At 48.3% G+C, this 19,179-nt stretch carries 15 protein-coding genes; 11 read left to right on the forward strand and 4 right to left on the reverse strand.

Annotated features, from left to right (window positions below):
* Positions 1–9 precede the first annotated feature (9 nt).
* Positions 10–717, forward strand: a complete 708-nt coding sequence (ssb, locus tag CWC22_RS01905; protein WP_138538356.1) for a single-stranded DNA-binding protein — start codon at positions 10–12, stop codon at positions 715–717.
* Between the two features lie 101 nt (positions 718–818).
* On the opposite strand, the gene CWC22_RS01910 is transcribed toward ssb, so the two are convergent.
* The 3 genes from CWC22_RS01910 to CWC22_RS01920 are packed head-to-tail and all read right to left on the reverse strand — an operon-like array spanning position 819 to position 3,161.
* Positions 819–2,057, reverse strand: a complete 1,239-nt coding sequence (locus CWC22_RS01910) for a serine hydrolase domain-containing protein (RefSeq protein ID WP_138538355.1) — start codon at positions 2,055–2,057, stop codon at positions 819–821.
* Positions 2,058–2,079: 22 nt separating this feature from the next.
* A complete protein-coding gene (locus CWC22_RS01915) occupies positions 2,080–2,814 on the reverse strand; it encodes a hypothetical protein (RefSeq protein ID WP_125558575.1) in 735 nt (244 codons plus the stop codon).
* A 2-nt stretch (positions 2,815–2,816) separates the two neighbouring features.
* Complete coding sequence (locus tag CWC22_RS01920; protein ID WP_138538354.1) at positions 2,817–3,161, reverse strand: PadR family transcriptional regulator; 345 nt, start codon at positions 3,159–3,161, stop codon at positions 2,817–2,819.
* Between the two features lie 337 nt (positions 3,162–3,498).
* Between CWC22_RS01920 and CWC22_RS01925 the strand changes: the two genes are divergently transcribed.
* Positions 3,499–5,136, forward strand: coding sequence for an EAL domain-containing protein (locus tag CWC22_RS01925; protein ID WP_138538353.1), 1,638 nt, complete (start codon positions 3,499–3,501; stop codon positions 5,134–5,136).
* 22 nt (positions 5,137–5,158) lie between these two features.
* On the opposite strand, the gene CWC22_RS01930 is transcribed toward CWC22_RS01925, so the two are convergent.
* A complete protein-coding gene (locus tag CWC22_RS01930; protein WP_138538352.1) occupies positions 5,159–6,061 on the reverse strand; it encodes a 1-aminocyclopropane-1-carboxylate deaminase/D-cysteine desulfhydrase in 903 nt (300 codons plus the stop codon).
* A gap of 211 nt (positions 6,062–6,272) precedes the next feature.
* Between CWC22_RS01930 and CWC22_RS01935 the strand changes: the two genes are divergently transcribed.
* From CWC22_RS01935 to tldD, 9 genes are all read left to right on the forward strand, one after another.
* On the forward strand, positions 6,273–8,303 hold the full coding sequence (locus CWC22_RS01935) for an SUMF1/EgtB/PvdO family nonheme iron enzyme (RefSeq protein ID WP_138538351.1): 2,031 nt from the start codon (positions 6,273–6,275) through the stop codon (positions 8,301–8,303).
* A 140-nt stretch (positions 8,304–8,443) separates the two neighbouring features.
* Complete coding sequence (locus CWC22_RS01940) at positions 8,444–9,487, forward strand: rod shape-determining protein (RefSeq protein WP_010386656.1); 1,044 nt, start codon at positions 8,444–8,446, stop codon at positions 9,485–9,487.
* Positions 9,487–10,326, forward strand: coding sequence for a rod shape-determining protein MreC (gene mreC / locus CWC22_RS01945; RefSeq protein WP_010386655.1), 840 nt, complete (start codon positions 9,487–9,489; stop codon positions 10,324–10,326). The genes CWC22_RS01940 and mreC overlap by 1 nt, the downstream gene beginning before the upstream one ends.
* Positions 10,323–10,799 (forward strand): rod shape-determining protein MreD, encoded by a 477-nt coding sequence (mreD, locus tag CWC22_RS01950; protein ID WP_125558565.1) that lies wholly within the window; start codon positions 10,323–10,325, stop codon positions 10,797–10,799. The genes mreC and mreD overlap by 4 nt, the downstream gene beginning before the upstream one ends.
* Positions 10,799–11,377, forward strand: a complete 579-nt coding sequence (locus CWC22_RS01955; protein WP_125558563.1) for a Maf family protein — start codon at positions 10,799–10,801, stop codon at positions 11,375–11,377. The genes mreD and CWC22_RS01955 overlap by 1 nt, the downstream gene beginning before the upstream one ends.
* Positions 11,370–12,842 carry a ribonuclease G gene (gene rng / locus CWC22_RS01960; RefSeq protein WP_010386650.1) on the forward strand — a complete coding sequence of 491 codons (1,473 nt, stop codon included), beginning with the start codon at positions 11,370–11,372 and terminating at the stop codon, positions 12,840–12,842. The genes CWC22_RS01955 and rng overlap by 8 nt, the downstream gene beginning before the upstream one ends.
* A gap of 46 nt (positions 12,843–12,888) precedes the next feature.
* Positions 12,889–16,857 carry a YhdP family protein gene (locus CWC22_RS01965; protein ID WP_171045067.1) on the forward strand — a complete coding sequence of 1,323 codons (3,969 nt, stop codon included), beginning with the start codon at positions 12,889–12,891 and terminating at the stop codon, positions 16,855–16,857.
* Positions 16,854–17,678 (forward strand): carbon-nitrogen hydrolase family protein, encoded by an 825-nt coding sequence (locus tag CWC22_RS01970; RefSeq protein ID WP_138538349.1) that lies wholly within the window; start codon positions 16,854–16,856, stop codon positions 17,676–17,678. Before CWC22_RS01965 ends, CWC22_RS01970 begins: the two co-directional genes overlap by 4 nt.
* The gene (gene tldD, locus CWC22_RS01975) at positions 17,671–19,125 is read left to right on the forward strand and encodes a metalloprotease TldD (RefSeq protein ID WP_138538348.1); all 1,455 of its coding nucleotides are present in this window, start codon (positions 17,671–17,673) and stop codon (positions 19,123–19,125) included. The genes CWC22_RS01970 and tldD overlap by 8 nt, the downstream gene beginning before the upstream one ends.
* Positions 19,126–19,179 lie beyond the last annotated feature (54 nt).

Here is a 19,179-nt window from a genome sequence, read left to right on the forward strand (position 1 = left end):
GAGGGTGCCATGGCACGCGGTGTAAACAAAGTTATTTTGGTTGGTAATTTAGGCCAAGATCCTGAAGTACGTTATATGCCTAACGGAAACGGCGTAGCGAACATCAGTATTGCAACGACCGATAGTTGGAAAGACAAAAACACAGGTCAGATGCAAGAGCGCACTGAATGGCATCGTGTTGTGCTATTCGGTAAGCTGGCAGAGGTAGCAGGCGAGTACCTGCGTAAAGGCTCACAAGTCTATATTGAAGGTCGCTTACAGACGCGTAAGTGGACAGATCAAGGTGGTCAGGAACGTTACACCACAGAGATCGTTGTTGATATGGGTGGCCAGATGCAAATGCTGGGCGGCCGCGGTGAACAAGGTGGCGGTCAGTACCAGGGTGGTCAACAGGGCGGCCAAAACTATGGTCAGTCCAACTATGGCAATAATGCGAATCAGGGCGGTCAGTCTCAGTACGGACAACAGCAACAAGGTGGATTCGCGCCTCAGCAGTCTCAACAGCCTCAGCATAACCAACAGCAAGGCGGTGGTTTTGGCGGAGGCCAGTCAATGGGACAGCAACCGCAGCATAATGCGCCTGCCCAAGGTGGGTTTGCTCCTCAGCAAGGCAATGCAGGTGGTAACGCAGGTGGCAATGCCAGCAGCAATGCAAGTGGCAGCGCCAGCAACCCAATGGAACCGCCCATTGACTTTGATGACGATATTCCATTCTAATCAAAGACTGAAATATCAGTGTTGAAAAACAATCAAAAAAAGCCGCTAGTAAGCGGCTTTTTTTAGTTTATTGGACAATGAATGATCTGGTATCTGTGACGCTAATCGATAAAGGCTGGCAAAATCTGCTCAGCGACAATTTGTTGTGTGGCATGGTCCACATGATGCGCCGTTATGGCAATAATTAGGTCTAATTCTTCTATTAGAATGATGTATATGCCACCCCCGCCTTGTGCTGAAACACTCGAATATTTTTTATCTTTGTATTGAAGGTCTGAACTCCACCAATAATAGCCATAACCCTGGTTAGAGACGTCTTTGCCATCTCCGAAAATCTCATCATCTCCCGTGGTGATAAGTTTACTGGTGGATCTGGTCATAAAATCACGATTAATTATTTGCTTGCCTTTCCATTTGCCCTTATTTGCGGCGAGTATGCCCATTTTTATCATGTCTCTTGATGTTAAGCTCGACCGCCATATTGACTCAGGTAAGCCGCTCGGTGCAGTTTTCCAGGCAAAATTTGTGATGTTTAATTGCCCCAATAATTCTGTCTTAATGAATGTTTCAATATTGCCGGGGACTACAGCCGCAAGTACCTGCATAATCAGTTGAGGACCAATATCGTAATAAAAGCCTTTTGACTCGGGCGTTATGGGTGCGCTGTGTTCGAAAAGAAATTGAATTTCCTTCTGACCTGGGACTAATTCAGGACGTTCCAGCAAAGACTTACGGGTTGCATCGCTGATCCTAAGACCTGTTGTCATTGTTAAAGCCTGGTGTAATGTAATATGACTTGCACCATCAACAAATTTTGCAGCGTCCAGTTTGTTCAGAAAGCCAGCCACGGGTTTGTCTAAATCTTCCATGCTGAGGTAACCCAGTTGCATGGCACGACCAAGCAACATGCCTGTGTAAGCTTTAGTAACGGATGATTGGGGGTGAGATAAATCTACGCGCCCTCTGAGGTAATACGACTCAAATACCAGCTTGCCTTTGTGGTGAATTAAGAGGCTGTCAAAATTACCGTGTTGTCCTTTGGCAAGCTCATCAGCCAGTGCAAGAATAGTGGCTTTTTTACCTCCATCAATGCCCAGCTCACCAACGGCTAAGCCATCGTTTCTGGGGGCAGGCTTAACATCAATGAACGCCTGTGGCAGTACCGAGATATCCCAAAACTCACGATTTATGTCAGGTTGTCTCCAGTGTTGTATGATTGCTTCCTCAGCGCTGGCTGTGGGTGCCATTTTATTTATTGACTCTAAATGTACTTCATTACTTATGCTTGCAAAGCTACAGACAATCAAAGGCAGTAGTAGTGTGTATTTCACGCGAGCCATAACTTCTTCCTATAGTCCTATTTTATTGATTAAATTCAAGATTTTCTGCTTGTAACTGCTTTAGTTTGCGATGGATAATGTAGCTTACTGGGGGCAGCAGATATAAAAGGCAAAGCACACCTGTCGCAACAATGGGTCCTATTTGGTTTGCTTCAAAGTGATAATTTGCGATGTGTATGATGCCCCATATGTAAGGAATGAAAGCAAGTGAATAACCACTTACGGCGAGTTTTATGATGGAAGCTTGTTGTTCTTTATATAAATGGAGGAGCAGTGCGATACTGAAGAATGAGATGATGAAAGACTCGAAATGTATAAACATTCCCCATTCTGCCAGCGCTAAAATGTCCCAAAAATTGTGCCAAAAGTGTGTACTAAATAGTGCCATATGAATTTTCCCTTGTAACAGTTCATCCCAAAACGTGTCAGAAATAGAAGTGGGGTCGCTCAATATGGACAGCAAAACAATTAAACCTGCAGTTGTAATGAACATGATAAGTGGTAAGTAAAAGTTCAATCGCCCTAACATTTCAACAGAAGCTAATTTCTTTTTTAGATAAATCATGCTTGTTTCAAGAGTCTGTTGCCAATACCACTGATTGGCACGTTTAAGATTCTGCTTTGCCAGTATATTAAACTCTTCTTCAAGATCACCCAGAACGCTTTCTAGCAGTCGATTAGGAAGCAACATAGAGAGGACTTTATTTGCCAGTACTGGCGGTTTGGCATCTGGTTCTTTGTCAGAGTAGAGGCTCATAGCTAATCCTCCTGGCTTAAAGAATGTCGAACAGAGAGTCCTTGCCATAAAGTGTCCATGGCCTGTCTGGCACGTTTAAGTGCACTGTGGCCTTGTGCTGTTACTTTGAAATAGCGTTTTGCTCGTCCACCTCGCTGCGCTGTGGCTTCACCCAGCCGTGATTCCACCATACCTTTACGCTCTAATCGCTCTAGTGTTGAATAAAGTGCGCCAATGGCGACATTACGATTCACTTGCTCTGCCAATAGTTGTCTAATCGCTGCACCATACGCTTCATTGTCAAGTTGCAGTAATGCAAGCATCGTCATTTGTTCGAATTCACCCAAGAATTTATCTTTGTCAGACATAACAGGAAGTCCTTAAAATTTACTTTCCTTATTTTTACTACAAAATAGTAATTTCCTGCAAGGTATTATTACTACAATGTAGTTTTATTTTGGAACACACGGTCACTGAAGTGTAACTGAGGTGTGTTAGGAGCAAAGATATAGCACGGAGAGGGGGAGTAAGAGCGAGTTAGCAGAAGTAGGGCCTTGAAACGCAGGTTTATGGATTAAGACATTATTGCTATAACGCGGGCCTGGCAGTGTTTATTCGCCCACGGAGGAATCTGCTCCAGGCAACTTGAGTTTTAGCCTGTCTTGAACAAAACTTGATACAGGGTTTACTGGCTTGTGTAGCAGCATGCGTCGATTATTAAAAGCTGACAAAGAAGTCTTTACCGGGTGGGGTGCACGCGCGGTGATTGTGGTTGTCTGGTTACTCGTCAATGGCGCGCTTTGGCAATTCACCCATGCACAGGTAGTTCAGCAAGCGGGCCAGCTACAAAGCCACTTCGCGCAATTAGACGCCTCAGTGAGTGGAAGTCGGGTCGGTGAGTTTTCTACGCTGGTGCATCATTATGGGTTTGCAGCCGAAACACAGACTGCGAGTATCTGGCTTTGGGCCATAGAAAGCGTCAAGTTTCAGTTTGCTGACACAGAACTGTACCTCTCTCCCGCACCCATTGTGCAAGATTGTTTACCTGTTGTCTTGTTTATGAACTGTTTGATGTTGGTGGCAGGCTATTTACTCTCCAGGTGGATGGGCAGTCTTTCGCGCGCAGAGCTGTCAGCCACGCAAGCACGGGCTATTACCTCTGAGTTATCTCCTGATATACAGGCTAACGCAGTAGAAGCGAGCCGAAAGGTATCTGTGTTCGCGATGTTGAAGTGGCGTCAAACATTGCCAGAAGAGCTGGATCCGCAAAGTCATTTTAGTGTGACGCTGGCTCGCTGTTTCTCAAAGTACGAGCGTTGTTCGTGTAAGTACTTATCTTCTGGTGCATTGGTGATGACGTTAGCGCCCGTTGATAAAGTAGATGTTGATGCTCTGGCGAGGCGGATCCATGAAGTGGTGTATCAGGCCTTACTTACATTCAGACCTGATCTGTCACGCAGTGCGGTGAAGTGTGGCGTGTGCTTTTATACAAAGGGTGCTGATCAGGCGATGGTATATCAGGTTGTACGTTCGGCACTGAGCATTGCGCAAAGCAATGTCTGGCAGCATGTCCATGTTATGCCGTTGAATCACACCCTGAGCACCAGTTTACGACGAGCAGAAAGCGAGATTATGGATGACATAAAAGCCGGGCGATTTATGTTGTTCTTTCAGCCGTTATTTGGCTTTGCGCAACAAGATGTGATCCAAAGCGAAGCGCTGCTGCGGGTGCGCCACCGATCATTGGGATTGATGTCCGCTGGGCAATTTATTCATAAAATTCATCGGGCAGAGCATCTGATGCTGCTGGATAAGACCATTTTACGCCATGCTCTCAACGCGCTTGTTAAAGAACCTGCCGGTTTTTCTGTGAGTGTTAACTTGCATGTCCTCAACTGGAGTAACGTGGAGTTCATTGACTGGCTGCGTGAGCAGGTGATGACGTCTGGTCGGACAAGCGACATTGCTTTTGAGCTGGCACTCCAGGACTTCTATCAGCATGAAGAGTATTGTTGTCAGGTGCTGACGGGCGTGTCTGAAGCTGGGTGCCGATTTGTCCTGGACCATGTCAATGCGCCGTTAAAGCTCGAAGCCCTACGCAGGTTTGGCCAAGTAACAGCGCTTAAATTGGCATTTGAGCTGATTCACGAAGTGCACCATTCTGCAAAGCGACGCAGTGTTGTTCGCCAAATTGTCGCTCAGGCTAAAGAACTCGGCGTACCGGTATATGCTGTGGGTGTGGAAACCAAAGAAGAATTTGAATGCATTACAAAACTGGGTGTGGATGGCGCGCAGGGCTATTACTTTAGCGCGCCATTGTTACAGCTGGAGCAAAGCCTGTAACATCAGCCCTGTGAGTAAGGAGCTAGATGAGATTACGGTAGCGCAGGCCGTCTAAGCCTTGCAGCCCACCACTGTGGATAGCAATGATGCGACTGCCACGCGGAAAATACCCTTGCTCAATGAGTTGCCACAAGGCATATATCAGTTTACCTGTGTAAATCGGCTCCAGCGGTAGTGCATGTTGTTGGCGCATACGTAGGCAAAATTGCCACAACGAGGCTGAAAATTTACCGTAACCGCCATCATGATAGTCATGTAGTATTTGCCAGTTGGTGCGCTGTGCTGCATGCGGGTTTAGCCTCTGCACTTCATCATCCAGGTATTGAGCTCCCTTTAACACACTGATCCCCAGTAACTGGCTGTCGTCACTTAGCCCATCAAGCATTCCTGCTAATGTGCCGCCGCTTCCGACCGCGCAGCATACAAAATGACTTTCAGGCAGGCTTTGAGCCAGTTCCTGACAACCTTGCAGGGCATATTGATTGCTGCCCCCTTCGGGAACGATAAAAGTATCTGGAAATCGGTGTTGCAACTGTGTCAGATAATCGGGGTCATTACGTAATCTATATTCCTGGCGAGAAACGGCATGCAGCGTTATGCCACAGGCTTTGGCGAAGCGGATGGTCGGGTTGTTCTGATCCAGTTGTGAGCCCCGGATAATGGCACTTCCCTGAATCCCAAACTGCTTACAGGCCATGGCTGTGGCATAAAGGTGATTGGAGAAGGGACCGGCAAAAGTGAGTAAGGCTGATTGTCGTGCTTGCTTCATTGCCTTGAGGTTATATTTGAGCTTACGCCACTTGTTTCCCTGAATTGTTGGATGGAGTAGATCATCGCGTTTGACGTGCAGTGAAACACCCGCAGCGTCGAGCTCTGGTGCGTGGATCAGTTGTAATGGCGATTCAGGAAAATCAAGCTTGTCCATCTGAGGTTCAGTCTGTGTCGTTTCGTATCGAATAGCCGCTATTATTTCATGAAAATCTTGGTAGAACACTGGTAAGGAAGTGGCTAATAGTTGTAAACTCAGATATTAATTGTGCTAGGCTTGTGTTTTACTTCTTAAGTACATAGCATTAAGCGCTAAATTATAAAAAATAACAAAGACCAAACAACTGCCGCTGTTGGGAATGGAATTTATGCAAATTGCTCCTTTATCTCTTTTTGTCTCTGCGACCCTTTTATCTTTAAGTGTGTCGGCGCAAGATACTGCAACTGTGACTGCCATTGAATCTGAGCGCACTGAAAAGCAAGCTGAATTAGATAACTATACTCAGGTACTCGAAAAGCATCTGAGCGAAGAAACGCGTTTACAAGCACAGCTTGACCTGTTGCGACAGCGTTCGGCGGAGCTGGATAAAGAAAAGAATCAGGCACTTGATGCGATGAACGACATTTATCGACGTCTGATTGATGACCCTTCATTGGATATCTCAGCGGCACAGAGCAGATATCAGCAAGCAGTTGCAGAACACAAACAAAATAAAGAAGACATAGTGATGCAGTTGGCGGCGATTGCATCACATCGCAAAGACATAGAGCAAATCCGCGTTACCAAGCATACGCTCGTGAACACCATTGCCGGCTTGAATGATCAACTGAGTACCGCCCGGATTGAACGTTTACGCAACGAGTTCAGCCGTGAAGGCACGCTTGAAGTGGATCACACCATTAACTGTAAACGCACCGAAACCTTAGCGGCATGCGAACAACGTGGTCAGCAATTGGGTCTGCAAAAAGCAACCAAGCACTTTATCGATCAAATCTTTGCAAATTTGACCGAGCAGCGAGTAGTGGAACCAAAGCGACATCTGGCGGGTGCTCAGGTGCAGGTAGTGAGCAGCCATGTGGTTGGCAGTGCATTCAGTGGTCAGGGTAATTATAGTGTTAATCTGAGTGTGACGATGCGCGGAGACGTCAATAATAGTCGTCTGTGTAGCTTGCTCAACCTGGATAATCGCTATTGCAGCGAATACGGTTCGCCGTTGGCGCTGGGTTATCAGGCCAGCTATCCGACCACGTACAGCGATGAACAGCTGACATTTTCAAATGAGTTATCAAAAAGTACGCCTGTGGTCAGTGTTGCAACACTGCCAGCGTCCCCGGATATCACGGCGGATATCGCCCCTCAACCACCCAAAAATCGTGAAGTAGAACTGACCTTACGCTCTAATGTGTATGACGATGAAGTCTTTATTAACGGTGTCAGCTATGGCTCCACTAAACTTGTGGTGAATCTGCCAGCGGGTATGCATGACATTGAGGTGCGCAAGCTGGGATACGAACCCTATAAGGCTAACCTAAATTTGCGACGAGCCCGGACCCTAAATGCCCGGCTGGTAAAAAAGCCTGAGTCGATTGCTGCACCGACACCAAAAAGCGAGCAAACTCAACCAGCACAACAAGTCGCGATAGCACAACCTCAACCCGTTACAGTTGTGAACCCAGACAGGATCATCAATGAAACCGTGATCATTCCTGCTGGTAGCTTCAAAATGGGCGACTTGACAGGTAATGGCTTGGCGAATGAGCGCCCTGTGGTAGAAAAAGTGCTCAGTCATTCATATGTGATGCAGAGCAAAGAAGTTACAGTTGCTGAGTTCCGACGTTTTATTGATAGCTCTCAGTATGTTACTGAAGCTGAGAAAGGCAAAGGTTGTGCGCATTATAAAAATGGTGAACCTGTCTGGGAAATTGACTTTAGCTGGCGTTCGCCTGGCTATGAGCAAGCGGATGACTTTCCGGTCGTGTGTGTCTCATATGAAGATGCCAAAGCTTATGCAAACTGGTTATCTGGCGACCAAGGGATGCAATACCGTTTGCCAAATGAAGTTGAATGGGAATATGCCGCGCGCGGTGATACTACCTCGGAATACCCCTGGGGTAATGAAATAGGCCGCAATCAGGCTAACTGTGGTTGGTGTGGCAGTGAATGGTCAAACAAAAGTCCTGCGCCGGTCGGTCAGTTTTCTGCCAATGCCTATGGGCTCTATGATACCGTGGGTAATGTCTGGGAGTGGACGCAAAAGCGCGCTTCGCAGGACGACGTAACGGTACGTGGTGGCGCCTGGAACTTTGCGCCAAGCCTTGCTCGTGTTTCTACACGTTTGGCCCTGGCTCCGGATTTTCGGGCCAACTACATTGGATTTAGATTAGTTAGAGAACGCTAAGGCTGTTTAATGATGCCAATGAGGCGGCGTTATCCATGCCTGTGCAGCTGTGTTACAGACACAGAGTGAAATATTTCAACGCAGTGGCCTGAGCCACTGTATGGTTTGCAAAAAGAATTCTTTAAAGGTTACCCAGCCTCATGTTTAAAAAACTACGTGGACTATTTTCAAACGACCTGTCGATCGACTTAGGTACTGCCAATACCCTGATTTATGTGAAAGAAGAAGGGATCGTGCTAAACGAGCCTTCTGTTGTGGCGATCCGTCAGGAGCGTGCTGGTGGACCAAAGAGCGTTGCCTCTGTGGGCACAGCAGCAAAGCAAATGTTGGGACGGACACCAGGCAATATTAAAGCCATCAGGCCAATGAAAGACGGCGTGATAGCTGACTTTTACGTCACCGAAAAAATGCTTCAGCATTTCATCAAACAGGTGCACAACAATAACTTTATGCGACCCAGCCCGCGCGTTTTAATTTGTGTGCCTTGTGGTGCAACTCAAGTTGAAAAGCGCGCCATTCGTGAATCTGCAATGGGGGCAGGCGCAAGAGAAGTGTATCTGATTGAAGAACCGATGGCCGCAGCAATTGGTGCTGGTTTACCAGTGTCTGAGGCAACAGGTTCTATGGTTGTCGATATCGGTGGTGGTACCACCGAAGTGGCAATTATCTCTTTGAACGGTGTGGTTTATTCATCGTCTGTTCGTATTGGCGGTGACAAATTTGACGAAGCCATCATCAACTATGTTCGTCGTAACTTTGGTAGCCTGATTGGTGAAGCGACCGCAGAGCATATCAAACACGAAATTGGTTCTGCGTTTAAGAGTGAGGTGCCAGTTGAGATTGAAGTGCGTGGCCGTAACCTGGCTGAAGGTGTACCGCGTTCTTTTACATTAAACTCACACGAAATTCTGGAAGCGCTGCAAGAGCCTCTCATGGGCATTGTCAGTGCCGTGATGGTTGCGCTGGAGCAATCTCCGCCAGAGCTGGCTTCTGACATCTCAGCGCATGGTATGGTGCTGACAGGTGGTGGTGCGTTGCTGAAAGACCTTGATCGTCTGTTGATGGAAGAAACTGGGATCCCGGTAGTTGTTGCAGAAGATCCCTTGACCTGTGTTGCCCGAGGTGGTGGTAAAGCTCTGGAAATGATAGATATGCACGGTGGTGACGTATTTAGTTACGACTGATGAACCTGTTATTTGGACGGACCATTTCTTTACAACTGCGACTTACTGTCGCAGTTGTGCTTAGCGTACTGTTGATCCTTGGTGATAGATACACCTCAGGCGGTACCTTGGTTCGGACTAGTCTTAATACGCTGGTAAGTCCGCTGCTCTACGTGGCGAACGTGCCCTATGAAGTATTTTCACTGGGCGCGAAAAGTCTGGATACCCGTGACCGGTTGTTTCAGGAAAATGAAGCCTTACGAAAAAAGCAGCTGTTACAAAGCGAGCAGCTTCAGCAGTATCAATTCTTGCTACGTGAGAACCAGCAATTGCGTGCGTTACTGGGGGCGTCTTCCCGCCAGCAAAGAGAGCGTCTGATTGCAGAAGTTTTGTCGGTCCGGTCGAGTCGATACAGCCATCAGGTGGTGGTGAATCGAGGTGCCATAGATGGGGTGCTGGAAGGGCAGCCTGTGATTGATGAAATGGGCATTGTCGGGCAACTGACCCAAGTGGGTAGTACCACATCTCGCGTTTTACTCATGACCGACACGACTCATGCGACGCCCGTACGCATTCTGCGCAATGACGTGCGTACTGTGGTTGAAGGCACAGGCAAGATCAATCTGGTGCAGTTACAGCATGTGCCACATAGTTTGGATATTCGTCTGGGAGATATTTTGGTCACATCGGGGTTAGGCGGTACCTTTCCAGAGGGGTATCCCGTTGCTGTGGTTACAGAAATTGATCGTGATGAAGGTCTGCCTTTCTCTAAAGTGTATGCTGAGCCCGTGGCACAACTGGATCGTATTCGTTTGCTCGTGATTTTGGGCAAGATGGCCAAAGAGGAGCCTGAGGCATGAACCGAAGTTACGCCCTGGTCGCCCTAAGTCTGTTTATTGCTCTAATCATGGCACTGATGCCGCTGCCGTTTTCCATTGAACCATTCCGTCCTGACTGGGTCTTACTGGTGTTGATGTATTGGTCCATTGCTTTGCCGCATCGCGTGAACATAGGCTGGGCGTGGTGCACCGGGTTGATAATGGATCTGGCGACGGGGTCGCCGTTGGGCGTGAATTCACTGACCTACTCTATCTGTTTGTATATTACGACAAGTAACTTTCAGAAGATCAGAAACTTCTCAATTTGGCAGCAGGCGGTACTTATTGGTTTGTTCTTAGCCTTGTATCATCTACTGCAGTTTTGGCTGAATCACTTCCTGTTAGACATTTATTTTAATCCCAGATATTTATGGCCTGCTTTGGTAGGTATGCTGTGCTGGCCCTGGGTTTTCCTGTTATTACGAAAGTATCGCAGGCATTTTAGGATCCGTTAATGACACCAACACTTTATCTGGCATCAGCATCGCCACGCAGGCGTGAATTGTTGACTCAGCTTGGTTATACCTTTTCACAATTTGCGGTAGATGCAGATGAAAGCCGATTGCCCGGTGAAGCGCCACTGACGTATGTTGAACGCCTTGCGCGTCTCAAAGCCACCAGTGGTGTGGCGATGGGTTATCAGGATGCGCCAGTACTGGGTAGCGATACAATCGTAGTACTTGAGCAACAGGCGCTGGGCAAACCCACAGATCAAAACGACTTTATTGCTATGATGCAGGCGTTATCCGGACAAACGCATCAGGTGATGACGGCGATTGCCGTGGCAGATACAAAACGTGTACTGAGCCAGACTGTGATAACAGATGTTACATTTAAACCCTTGAGTGATCAGGAAATTGAGCAATACTGGCACAGTGGCGAGCCGCAAGATAAGGCGGGGGGCTATGGCATTCAAGGACTGGGAGGACGATTTGTTACTCAGTTATCTGGTAGCTATTTTGCCGTTGTCGGCTTACCTTTATATGAAACGGATGAACTGATTAAAGCATTTATGGCGGGTGTAGATGAGTAGTGAGTTATTGATCAATGTGACCCCGAGCGAAAGCCGGGTTGCACTCATTGAAAACGGTGTACTGCAAGAAGTGCAGGTTGAGCGGGTAGGTAATCTGGGGATTGTCGGCAATATATACCTGGGCAAAATTAGCCGGGTTCTGCCTGGTATGCAGGCTGCGTTTGTTGATATTGGCCTGGAGAAAGCCGCATTTTTGCATGCTTCAGACATTGTAAACAGTGCATCGATTGAAGAAGGCGTCGATGATCAGCCGATCAAGAAAGTTCAGGATATCCGGGAGCTGGTAAAACAAGGCCAGTTTATTATGGTGCAGGTGGTGAAAGATCCAATCGGTACTAAAGGTGCCCGACTGACCACAGACATCACCATCCCTTCGCGTTATCTGGTATTTATGCCGGATGCCACTCATGTGGGCGTCAGTCAGCGTATTGAAACTGAAGAAGAACGCAGTCGTCTGAAAAAAATTGTTGCTCAGTACAATGATGAAAATGGTGGCTTTATTGTCCGTACCGCGGCTGAAGGTGCCGCAGAAGCGGAACTACAACACGATGCTGAATTCCTCAAAAAACTGTGGCAAAAGATCATCAAGCGCCGACAGAAAACCAGTAAAGCTAGCATCCTCCATGAAGACCTCACTCTGGCGTTTCGTACACTCAGAGATTATGTCGGTGAAGACATGGAGCGTATCCGGGTCGATTCCAAATTGACCTACCAGCAACTAAAAGACTTTACTGAGGAGTTTGTGCCTCAGTTGTCACAAACGCTGGAATACTACCCCGGGGAACGGCCAATCTTTGACCTGTTTGATGTCGAAATTGAAATTCAAAAAGCATTACATCGTAAGGTTGAATTGAAATCAGGCGGTTATTTGATTTTTGATCAGACTGAAGCCATGACTACGGTGGATGTGAATACAGGCGCGTTCGTCGGTCACCGTAACCTGGAAGAAACGATTTTTAATACCAATGTTGAAGCCACATCGGCCATCGCCAGACAACTGAGGTTACGTAATCTGGGCGGAATTATCATTATCGACTTTATCGATATGATTTCTGATGAGCACAAGCGCCGGGTGTTGCATTCACTCGAAACAGCCCTGGCGAAAGACCGTGCTAAGGCCAATATTAATGGTTTGTCTGCCCTTGGGCTGGTCGAGATGACCCGTAAACGCACCCGTGAGAGTCTGGAACATATTTTGTGTGATGTGTGCCCAGCTTGCTCTGGCCGAGGTTCTCTCAAGACAGTTGAAACCGTCTGCTACGAGATTTTACGCGAAATTGTCCGCGTAAATCGTGCTTATGATGCCGATAAGTTCATGGTTTATGCGTCACCAGCGGTCAGTGAAGCGCTGGTCAATGACGAATACCATAATCTGGCCGAGTTGGAACTGTTTATTGGTAAGCAGGTCAGTATTCAGACTGAGAGCCTGTACAGCCAGGAGCAGTTTGATGTCGTCATGATGTAGTGACACGATGCAGGTTAAGGCGGTTTGTTTTTTTTGTGTACGAAAAATGTGGCAAGTGTTTGCTGTCACATTGGTACTGCTTGCCGTCTTGGTTTCGGTGGTCAAATACAGCCTGCCTTACGCTAATGAATATAAACATGATATTGAGTCGCTGGTTACCCAGCAGCTCGGAGTTGAATTAAACATTGGCAGCATAAGTGCCAGCTGGCAGGGCAATGGTCCGGCGCTGGTGCTGCGTGATGTCAGTTTTGAAGACAACGCCCGTTCCCCTATCTCTTTGCATATCGCACAGACCAGCTTGCAGCTAAATCTGGTCGAGTCAGTCCGGCAGTGGCGACTGGTATCTAACTATTTTGTGCTGGATGGCTTTGACGCCACCGTTGATATTCAGGCCATGGCGCAAAGCATGGAAGGTGGTAGTGGTGAGTTTGAACAACAGGCGCTGATTGAAGAGCTGTTTTTGGGCGATACGGGCCATTTTGCAGTTCAAAATAGCCAGGTGACTTTGCTGGTTGCGGACGATAAATCTCACACTCTACTGGTGCCGGATCTGATCTGGCAAAACAGTGCTGATGTACATAATGGTGAGGGGCAGATCTCCTTCCCAGGTCTTGCCAAAGGTCAGCTAAACGCGCGTTTTCGTTTTCATGGTCAGCAGCTTAGTGCAATGGCCGGTGATATTTTCATTGATGCACAGCAAGTTGAGCTGATGAGTTGGTTGCAGGCGTATCTTGACCCGCAATACCAAACGGCCAGTTCGAGCGTGAATATGCAACTCTGGGCGCGACTGGAACAAGGCAAGTTCAACGATATTCTGGTCAACTGGTTACCGAGTAGCATTAGCTGGCAACAAGGGCAAACCCACAGACAATTGGCTGTACAAGGTGGGGCTTTGCATTTGCAACCAGCGCAAAATGGCTGGGCATTAAGTAGCTCTGAGTTGCAGCTATCTCAAAATGAACAAAGCCCCACAGCGCTTAGTATAGAGGGATATTTTAGCAATAGTGAACGTACGCTGTGGATGCAGGGCCTGGACCTGGCGTATGTCACTCAGTTGCTGTCACTCACACACTTCGACTGGGCGAAGCAAGTAGAAGCTTTGTCTCCTGCTGGCCTGATAACCGCCGCCAGAGTGTCAATGGGAAGTGATTCACCCGTGTCGTTGTGGCTCGCTTTAGAGGAAGCCGGTTGGCGACAACTCGGTGGGATTCCGGGGTTTTCAGGGCTCAATGCCGAGCTAATGCTCACGCCAGAGCGTGGTGTGCTTAGTCTCAGTGCACAAGATCAGGCTCTGTTGGTAGAAGAGCAGTTTATAGCCCCAATCGCCGTCAAAGAACTCAACGGAGACATTCACTTTTACCGGGATGACGGACATAAATGGCATGTGCAGTCGGATAACCTGTGGCTCAGCAATGAGGATTTAAGTGTTGCGTTGGAAATGCACTTACGCTTGCTTGAAGAACCTGTGCTGGATTTATATGCCGATGTATTTGGCGGTGATGCCAGTATCGCGGGCCGTTATTTCCCGCTACAGCTGATGAATGAAAACCTGGTCAGTTATCTTAACAACGGGATCCAGGGCGGGCGACTCAGACACACTCAAGTATTGTTGTCAGGGCCGCTGACACAATTTCCGTACCGCGGACATCATGGTCGCTTTGAAGTCCTGGCTCGGATTGATCAGGCTAAGTTTGCCTTTGCGCCGGATTGGGCTGCCCTGCATAATGGTGATGTGACATTGCATTTTGCCGATGAGCGAATGGATATTACGGTTAATAGCGGTGAGCTGTTGAACCAGACATTGAGCAGTGGGGTTGTGGTTAGTCTGGCTGATCTTGAACAAACCAATTTGCTGACAGTCAACATCGTACACACGACGGAAGCCAGCACGCTGGCACCATTTTTCAACGCCACACCAATCGCCGACCCGTTAGCTGATATTCTTCAGGTCGCGCAGGTTGAGGGTGATGTTACAGGTAATGTCGATCTGCTGATCGATTTGGTGTCGCTGGATGTCAATGTTCTGGGGGCGGTTGAATTCAAGGACAATGCGCTCTATCTAGAGCAACCGGGCATGGCGCTTGATAAGCTAAGTGGCACACTGAAATTTATTGATGACAACATTGAACTGGAAAATACCCGGGCGCTGTGGCGAGGGATGCCGTTACTTTTCAGCTTGTCAGGGCAAGGTGACAGTGCCCGCTATCAGCTCGGCATTGAGACGCGTTTGAGTGCAGCCAGCGACAAGTTGCTGCCGCTCACACAAGGCTTGATGGACGATTTTATTACCGGTAATGCCTTATTGGCAGGACAGGTAATGTTGGACTTCACCGAACAAGGCTTCAGTTATCAGGCAGATTTTAAATCCGACTTACAAGGTGCCAATATTGAATTACCTGCACCGGTTGGCAAGTCGGCAGATGAGCGTATGCAGTTAACGGCGCAGGTACGTGGTGACGATATTTCTAATTTGATTAGCGTCACACTTGGTGAACAGCTTTACTTCGATGGCATTTTAGACAATAACAGTGGTTTGATTGAACGTGCTCAGCTTGTCTTTGCTGAGACTAATCGTGCATTAAGTCAGCCTGGATTCAATGTGGCTATTACTCAACCTCAGCTCACACTGGCACCCTGGCTGCCATTCATTGACCGCATTATTGAACAGGTAGAACAGCCGTCGGAGCAGCCGGGCATATTACCCGCTTTTGATACGCTGCGCGCGCAGATAGGCCAGTTAAATGTCTTTGAACTCGGTGTTAATGACTTTGAGTTAAGCCTTCGCCCACAATCCAGTGGGCTGCTGGCACGATTGAATGCCAGAGAGTTAAGAGCACAGGTACAGTTTCCAAATGATAATGTGGCACAACCAATCCAGATACAAGCGGACTATTTGCGGCTTAACCCGCTTGAGCCGACAGATGCGGGTACCACGACTGAAACGGCTTCTCTCGATGATTCACAAGCTGCGCCTGAGGCATCATTGCAGTGGTTAACGAACATTCCGGCTATAGAATTTAACTGCGATGATTGTCGTATAACCCAGTATCAGCTGGATAAGGTGGACCTGGCTTTGCAGGGCAATGGCGAAGCGCTACAGATCACACGTTTGCAGGTGGATAAAGGGGATCATGTGCTGCAAGGTACGGGTGGTTGGCATAATGGTCGCTCACACTTTAATGGCACGCTGACCAGCAGCGATTTTGGTCAGTTAATGGAAGAGTTTGATATCACTTCCAGCGTTCAGGATTCCAGTGCTGACATTGAATTTGCCCTGAGCTGGGCAGACGCGCCTTATGAATTTGATGTTGCCACGCTTGACGGTTCAGTAAAATGGCAACTGGGTGAAGGGCATCTGGCTGAGATCAGCGATCAGGGCACACGGGTGTTTTCTTTGCTGAGTCTGGATTCACTGGTCCGTAAACTCAAACTGGATTTTCGTGATGTGTTTGCCAAAGGTTTTTTCTACAACCGCATTGACGGCACTTTCCAGCTCGACAAAGGGGTTGTATATACTGGGGATACCCAACTGGATGGGGTGCCAGCTGACCTGTCGGTCAGGGGGTATGCCGATCTTAATAGCAAAGCCATTGACTACGAGCTGTCAGTCGCTCCGCAGGTTACGTCGAGTTTACCAGTGATTGTGGGGTGGATGGTGAATCCGGTCACGGGTCTTGCGGCACTGGCCCTTGATAAAGTGATCCATTCGGCACGGGTGATCTCAGAGATTAAATTTAAAGTGACCGGCACTATGGCAGAGCCTGTGGTGACCGAACTGGATCGTAAGAGCCGTGAGGTCGAGTTACCTAAGCCTCCGGGTTCACAGCCTGAGAAACCTGCGCAGCCCGTTGTCCCTCAAGGTGAGGAAACCCCAGACACACAAGTTGATATACCCAGGTTAGGCGAACAGACGCCACAGCAAGATGCATCAGATACACAGACGGACAAGTCTGTGGAGGCAGGGGAGGGTCCCGGCAGTCTGAGCTCAGAGACAGGTCAAGAGGAACAACCATGAAAAGCGGCCATATCTATGTTGTACAGATGTGTTCAGGGGTGCACCCTGAGGAGAATCTTGAGCAGTTAAAGGCTTTACTCAGCCAGCAAACACTGATGCAACCTGCGTTGGTGTGTTTACCCGAATCCTGGCTGGCATTTTGTCAGACCCCTCAGCAAACGCTTGGACAAGCCCAAAATAATGCCTACTGGATCACACAAATTCAGCAGCTTTGCCGGGACTTTAATATCTGGCTAGCTGCGGGTACCATCGCCCTCACAGATGGCCTGGGTCGTTATTATGCAGCCAGTCTGCTGTTTAACAATGAAGGGGTCGAAGTTGCACGCTATAATAAGATCCATCTGTTTGATGCGGATGTCGCTGACAGCGCCGGGCAATATAGGGAGTCAACTCTGACTCGTCCCGGTGATGACATTGTCACCGTGGATAGCCCCTTTGGCCGTCTGGGATTGAGCGTTTGCTATGATTTACGCTTTCCGGGTTTATATCAGGCGATGCGTGAACAGGGCGCGGAGATACTGCTGGTACCCAGTGCTTTCACAACCGTCACCGGGGCTGCACACTGGCAGCCTTTGTTACAGGCGCGGGCGATAGAAACACAATGCTATGTGGTGGCAGCCGCGCAGGTTGGGGAGCATGAGAATGGTCGGCAAACCTATGGTCATAGCCTGGTGGTTTCCCCTTGGGGCGTGTGCCTTGGCGAAGCGCAAACTCAGGTAGGTGTGATTCATGCCCAGCTTGATCTGAGTGACCTGCATGCCATCCGACAGAAAATGCCTGTAGCGGCACATAACCGATTTAAGAGCGATTTTTATGAGTAATTTTGGTAGCGAGCACGTCGAACAACATTTACTGACGGACAGTGACTTAACGCGGGAACAATTGCAACAAACATTGGCATACATTCATCAGCACAAAGTGGACTATGCCGATCTGTATTTCCAGTCCAGTTATCATGAAACCTGGGTGCTGGAAGATGGCTCCGTTAAAGAGGGCAGTTATAATATTGAGCGGGGAGTTGGGGTTCGCGCTGTAAGTGGCGAGAAAACGGGGTTTAGTTACTCAGATGCCATTAATATGGAAGCATTGAACCAGGCTGCAATGGCCGCCAGAAGTATTGCCCAGCAAGGAGAGAATAAACAGGTTCAGGTGTTCAGTGATGTTAAAGCAGCGACCCAATTTGAGGCAACTCAGCCGCTGTTGAGCATGAGCGATACCGATAAAGTTTCGTTATTGCGAGAGGTTGAAGCGGCGATCCGTGACTTAGCCCCTGAAGCGGAGCAAGTCGTCAGCTCCATGTCTGCGGTATATGAAGAAGTGTTGATCGCAGCCAGTGATGGTACTTTTGCAACAGATATTCGTCCTTTGGTGCGCTTAAATTGCTCTGTATTATTAGCGAAAAATGGCCGTCGTGAGCGTGGCAGTGCCGGTGGGGGAGCCCGTCTGGATTACAATTACTTCAGAGAACTGGTCGATGGCAAGCCGCGTTGGCAGCATTATGTCACCAAAGCGGTTCACCAGGCCCGGGTAAATCTGGAAGCGGTTGATGCACCTGCTGGGGCTATGCCAGTTGTACTGGGGGCTGGCTGGCCGGGAGTATTACTCCATGAAGCGGTGGGACATGGTCTTGAAGGGGACTTTAACCGCAAAGGCGCGTCTGCATTTAGCGGGCGAGTCGGCGAACAAGTGGCTTCCAGCCTCTGTACTGTGGTTGATGACGGTACCTTGGATAACCGTCGTGGTTCACTGAATATTGACGATGAAGGCACCCCGGCAGGCTACAATGTGCTAATCGAAAAGGGTGTGCTGAAAGGCTATATGCAGGATAAGCTCAATGCCCGATTGATGGGCGTGACACCCACTGGCAATGCCAGACGTGAATCTTATGCACATCTGCCGATGCCAAGAATGACCAATACATATATGCTGCCGGGTGAGCATAGTCAAAATGACATCATTGCTTCGGTAAAGAAAGGGATCTTTGCGCCTAACTTTGGTGGCGGCCAGGTTGATATTACGTCGGGTAAATTTGTATTTTCAGCTTCAGAAGCTTACCTGATAGAAGATGGCAAAGTGACGCAGCCTATCAAAGGTGCCACCTTAATCGGCAATGGCCCGGATGTTATGCAGAAGGTATCTATGGTTGGTAACGATCTGGAACTGGATACAGGTATCGGGGTGTGTGGTAAAAATGGTCAGAGTGTGCCTGTTGGCGTTGGTCAGCCCAGTCTGAAAATTGACGAACTCACTGTGGGTGGTACAGCCTAAAAAACTATCCGCAGTATTTTAGCTAAGTTGTATTATACTGCGGAACGCTTTATC

The sequence above is a fragment of the Pseudoalteromonas rubra genome (assembly GCF_005886805.2).
In the GTDB taxonomy this organism is placed as follows: domain Bacteria; phylum Pseudomonadota; class Gammaproteobacteria; order Enterobacterales; family Alteromonadaceae; genus Pseudoalteromonas; species Pseudoalteromonas rubra_D.

Bases quoted from the DNA above. Each gene is read 5' to 3' on its own strand.
- ssb (WP_138538356.1), top strand. From the start codon at position 10: ATGGCACGCGGTGTAAACAAAGTTATTTTGGTTGGTAATTTAGGCCAA.
- CWC22_RS01910 (WP_138538355.1), bottom strand. From the start codon at position 2,057: ATGGCTCGCGTGAAATACACACTACTACTGCCTTTGATTGTCTGTAGC.
- CWC22_RS01915 (WP_125558575.1), bottom strand. From the start codon at position 2,814: ATGAGCCTCTACTCTGACAAAGAACCAGATGCCAAACCGCCAGTACTG.
- CWC22_RS01920 (WP_138538354.1), bottom strand. From the start codon at position 3,161: ATGTCTGACAAAGATAAATTCTTGGGTGAATTCGAACAAATGACGATG.
- CWC22_RS01925 (WP_138538353.1), top strand. From the start codon at position 3,499: ATGCGTCGATTATTAAAAGCTGACAAAGAAGTCTTTACCGGGTGGGGT.
- CWC22_RS01930 (WP_138538352.1), bottom strand. From the start codon at position 6,061: ATGGACAAGCTTGATTTTCCTGAATCGCCATTACAACTGATCCACGCA.
- CWC22_RS01935 (WP_138538351.1), top strand. From the start codon at position 6,273: ATGCAAATTGCTCCTTTATCTCTTTTTGTCTCTGCGACCCTTTTATCT.
- CWC22_RS01940 (WP_010386656.1), top strand. From the start codon at position 8,444: ATGTTTAAAAAACTACGTGGACTATTTTCAAACGACCTGTCGATCGAC.
- mreC (WP_010386655.1), top strand. From the start codon at position 9,487: ATGAACCTGTTATTTGGACGGACCATTTCTTTACAACTGCGACTTACT.
- mreD (WP_125558565.1), top strand. From the start codon at position 10,323: ATGAACCGAAGTTACGCCCTGGTCGCCCTAAGTCTGTTTATTGCTCTA.
- CWC22_RS01955 (WP_125558563.1), top strand. From the start codon at position 10,799: ATGACACCAACACTTTATCTGGCATCAGCATCGCCACGCAGGCGTGAA.
- rng (WP_010386650.1), top strand. From the start codon at position 11,370: ATGAGTAGTGAGTTATTGATCAATGTGACCCCGAGCGAAAGCCGGGTT.
- CWC22_RS01965 (WP_171045067.1), top strand. From the start codon at position 12,889: ATGTGGCAAGTGTTTGCTGTCACATTGGTACTGCTTGCCGTCTTGGTT.
- CWC22_RS01970 (WP_138538349.1), top strand. From the start codon at position 16,854: ATGAAAAGCGGCCATATCTATGTTGTACAGATGTGTTCAGGGGTGCAC.
- tldD (WP_138538348.1), top strand. From the start codon at position 17,671: ATGAGTAATTTTGGTAGCGAGCACGTCGAACAACATTTACTGACGGAC.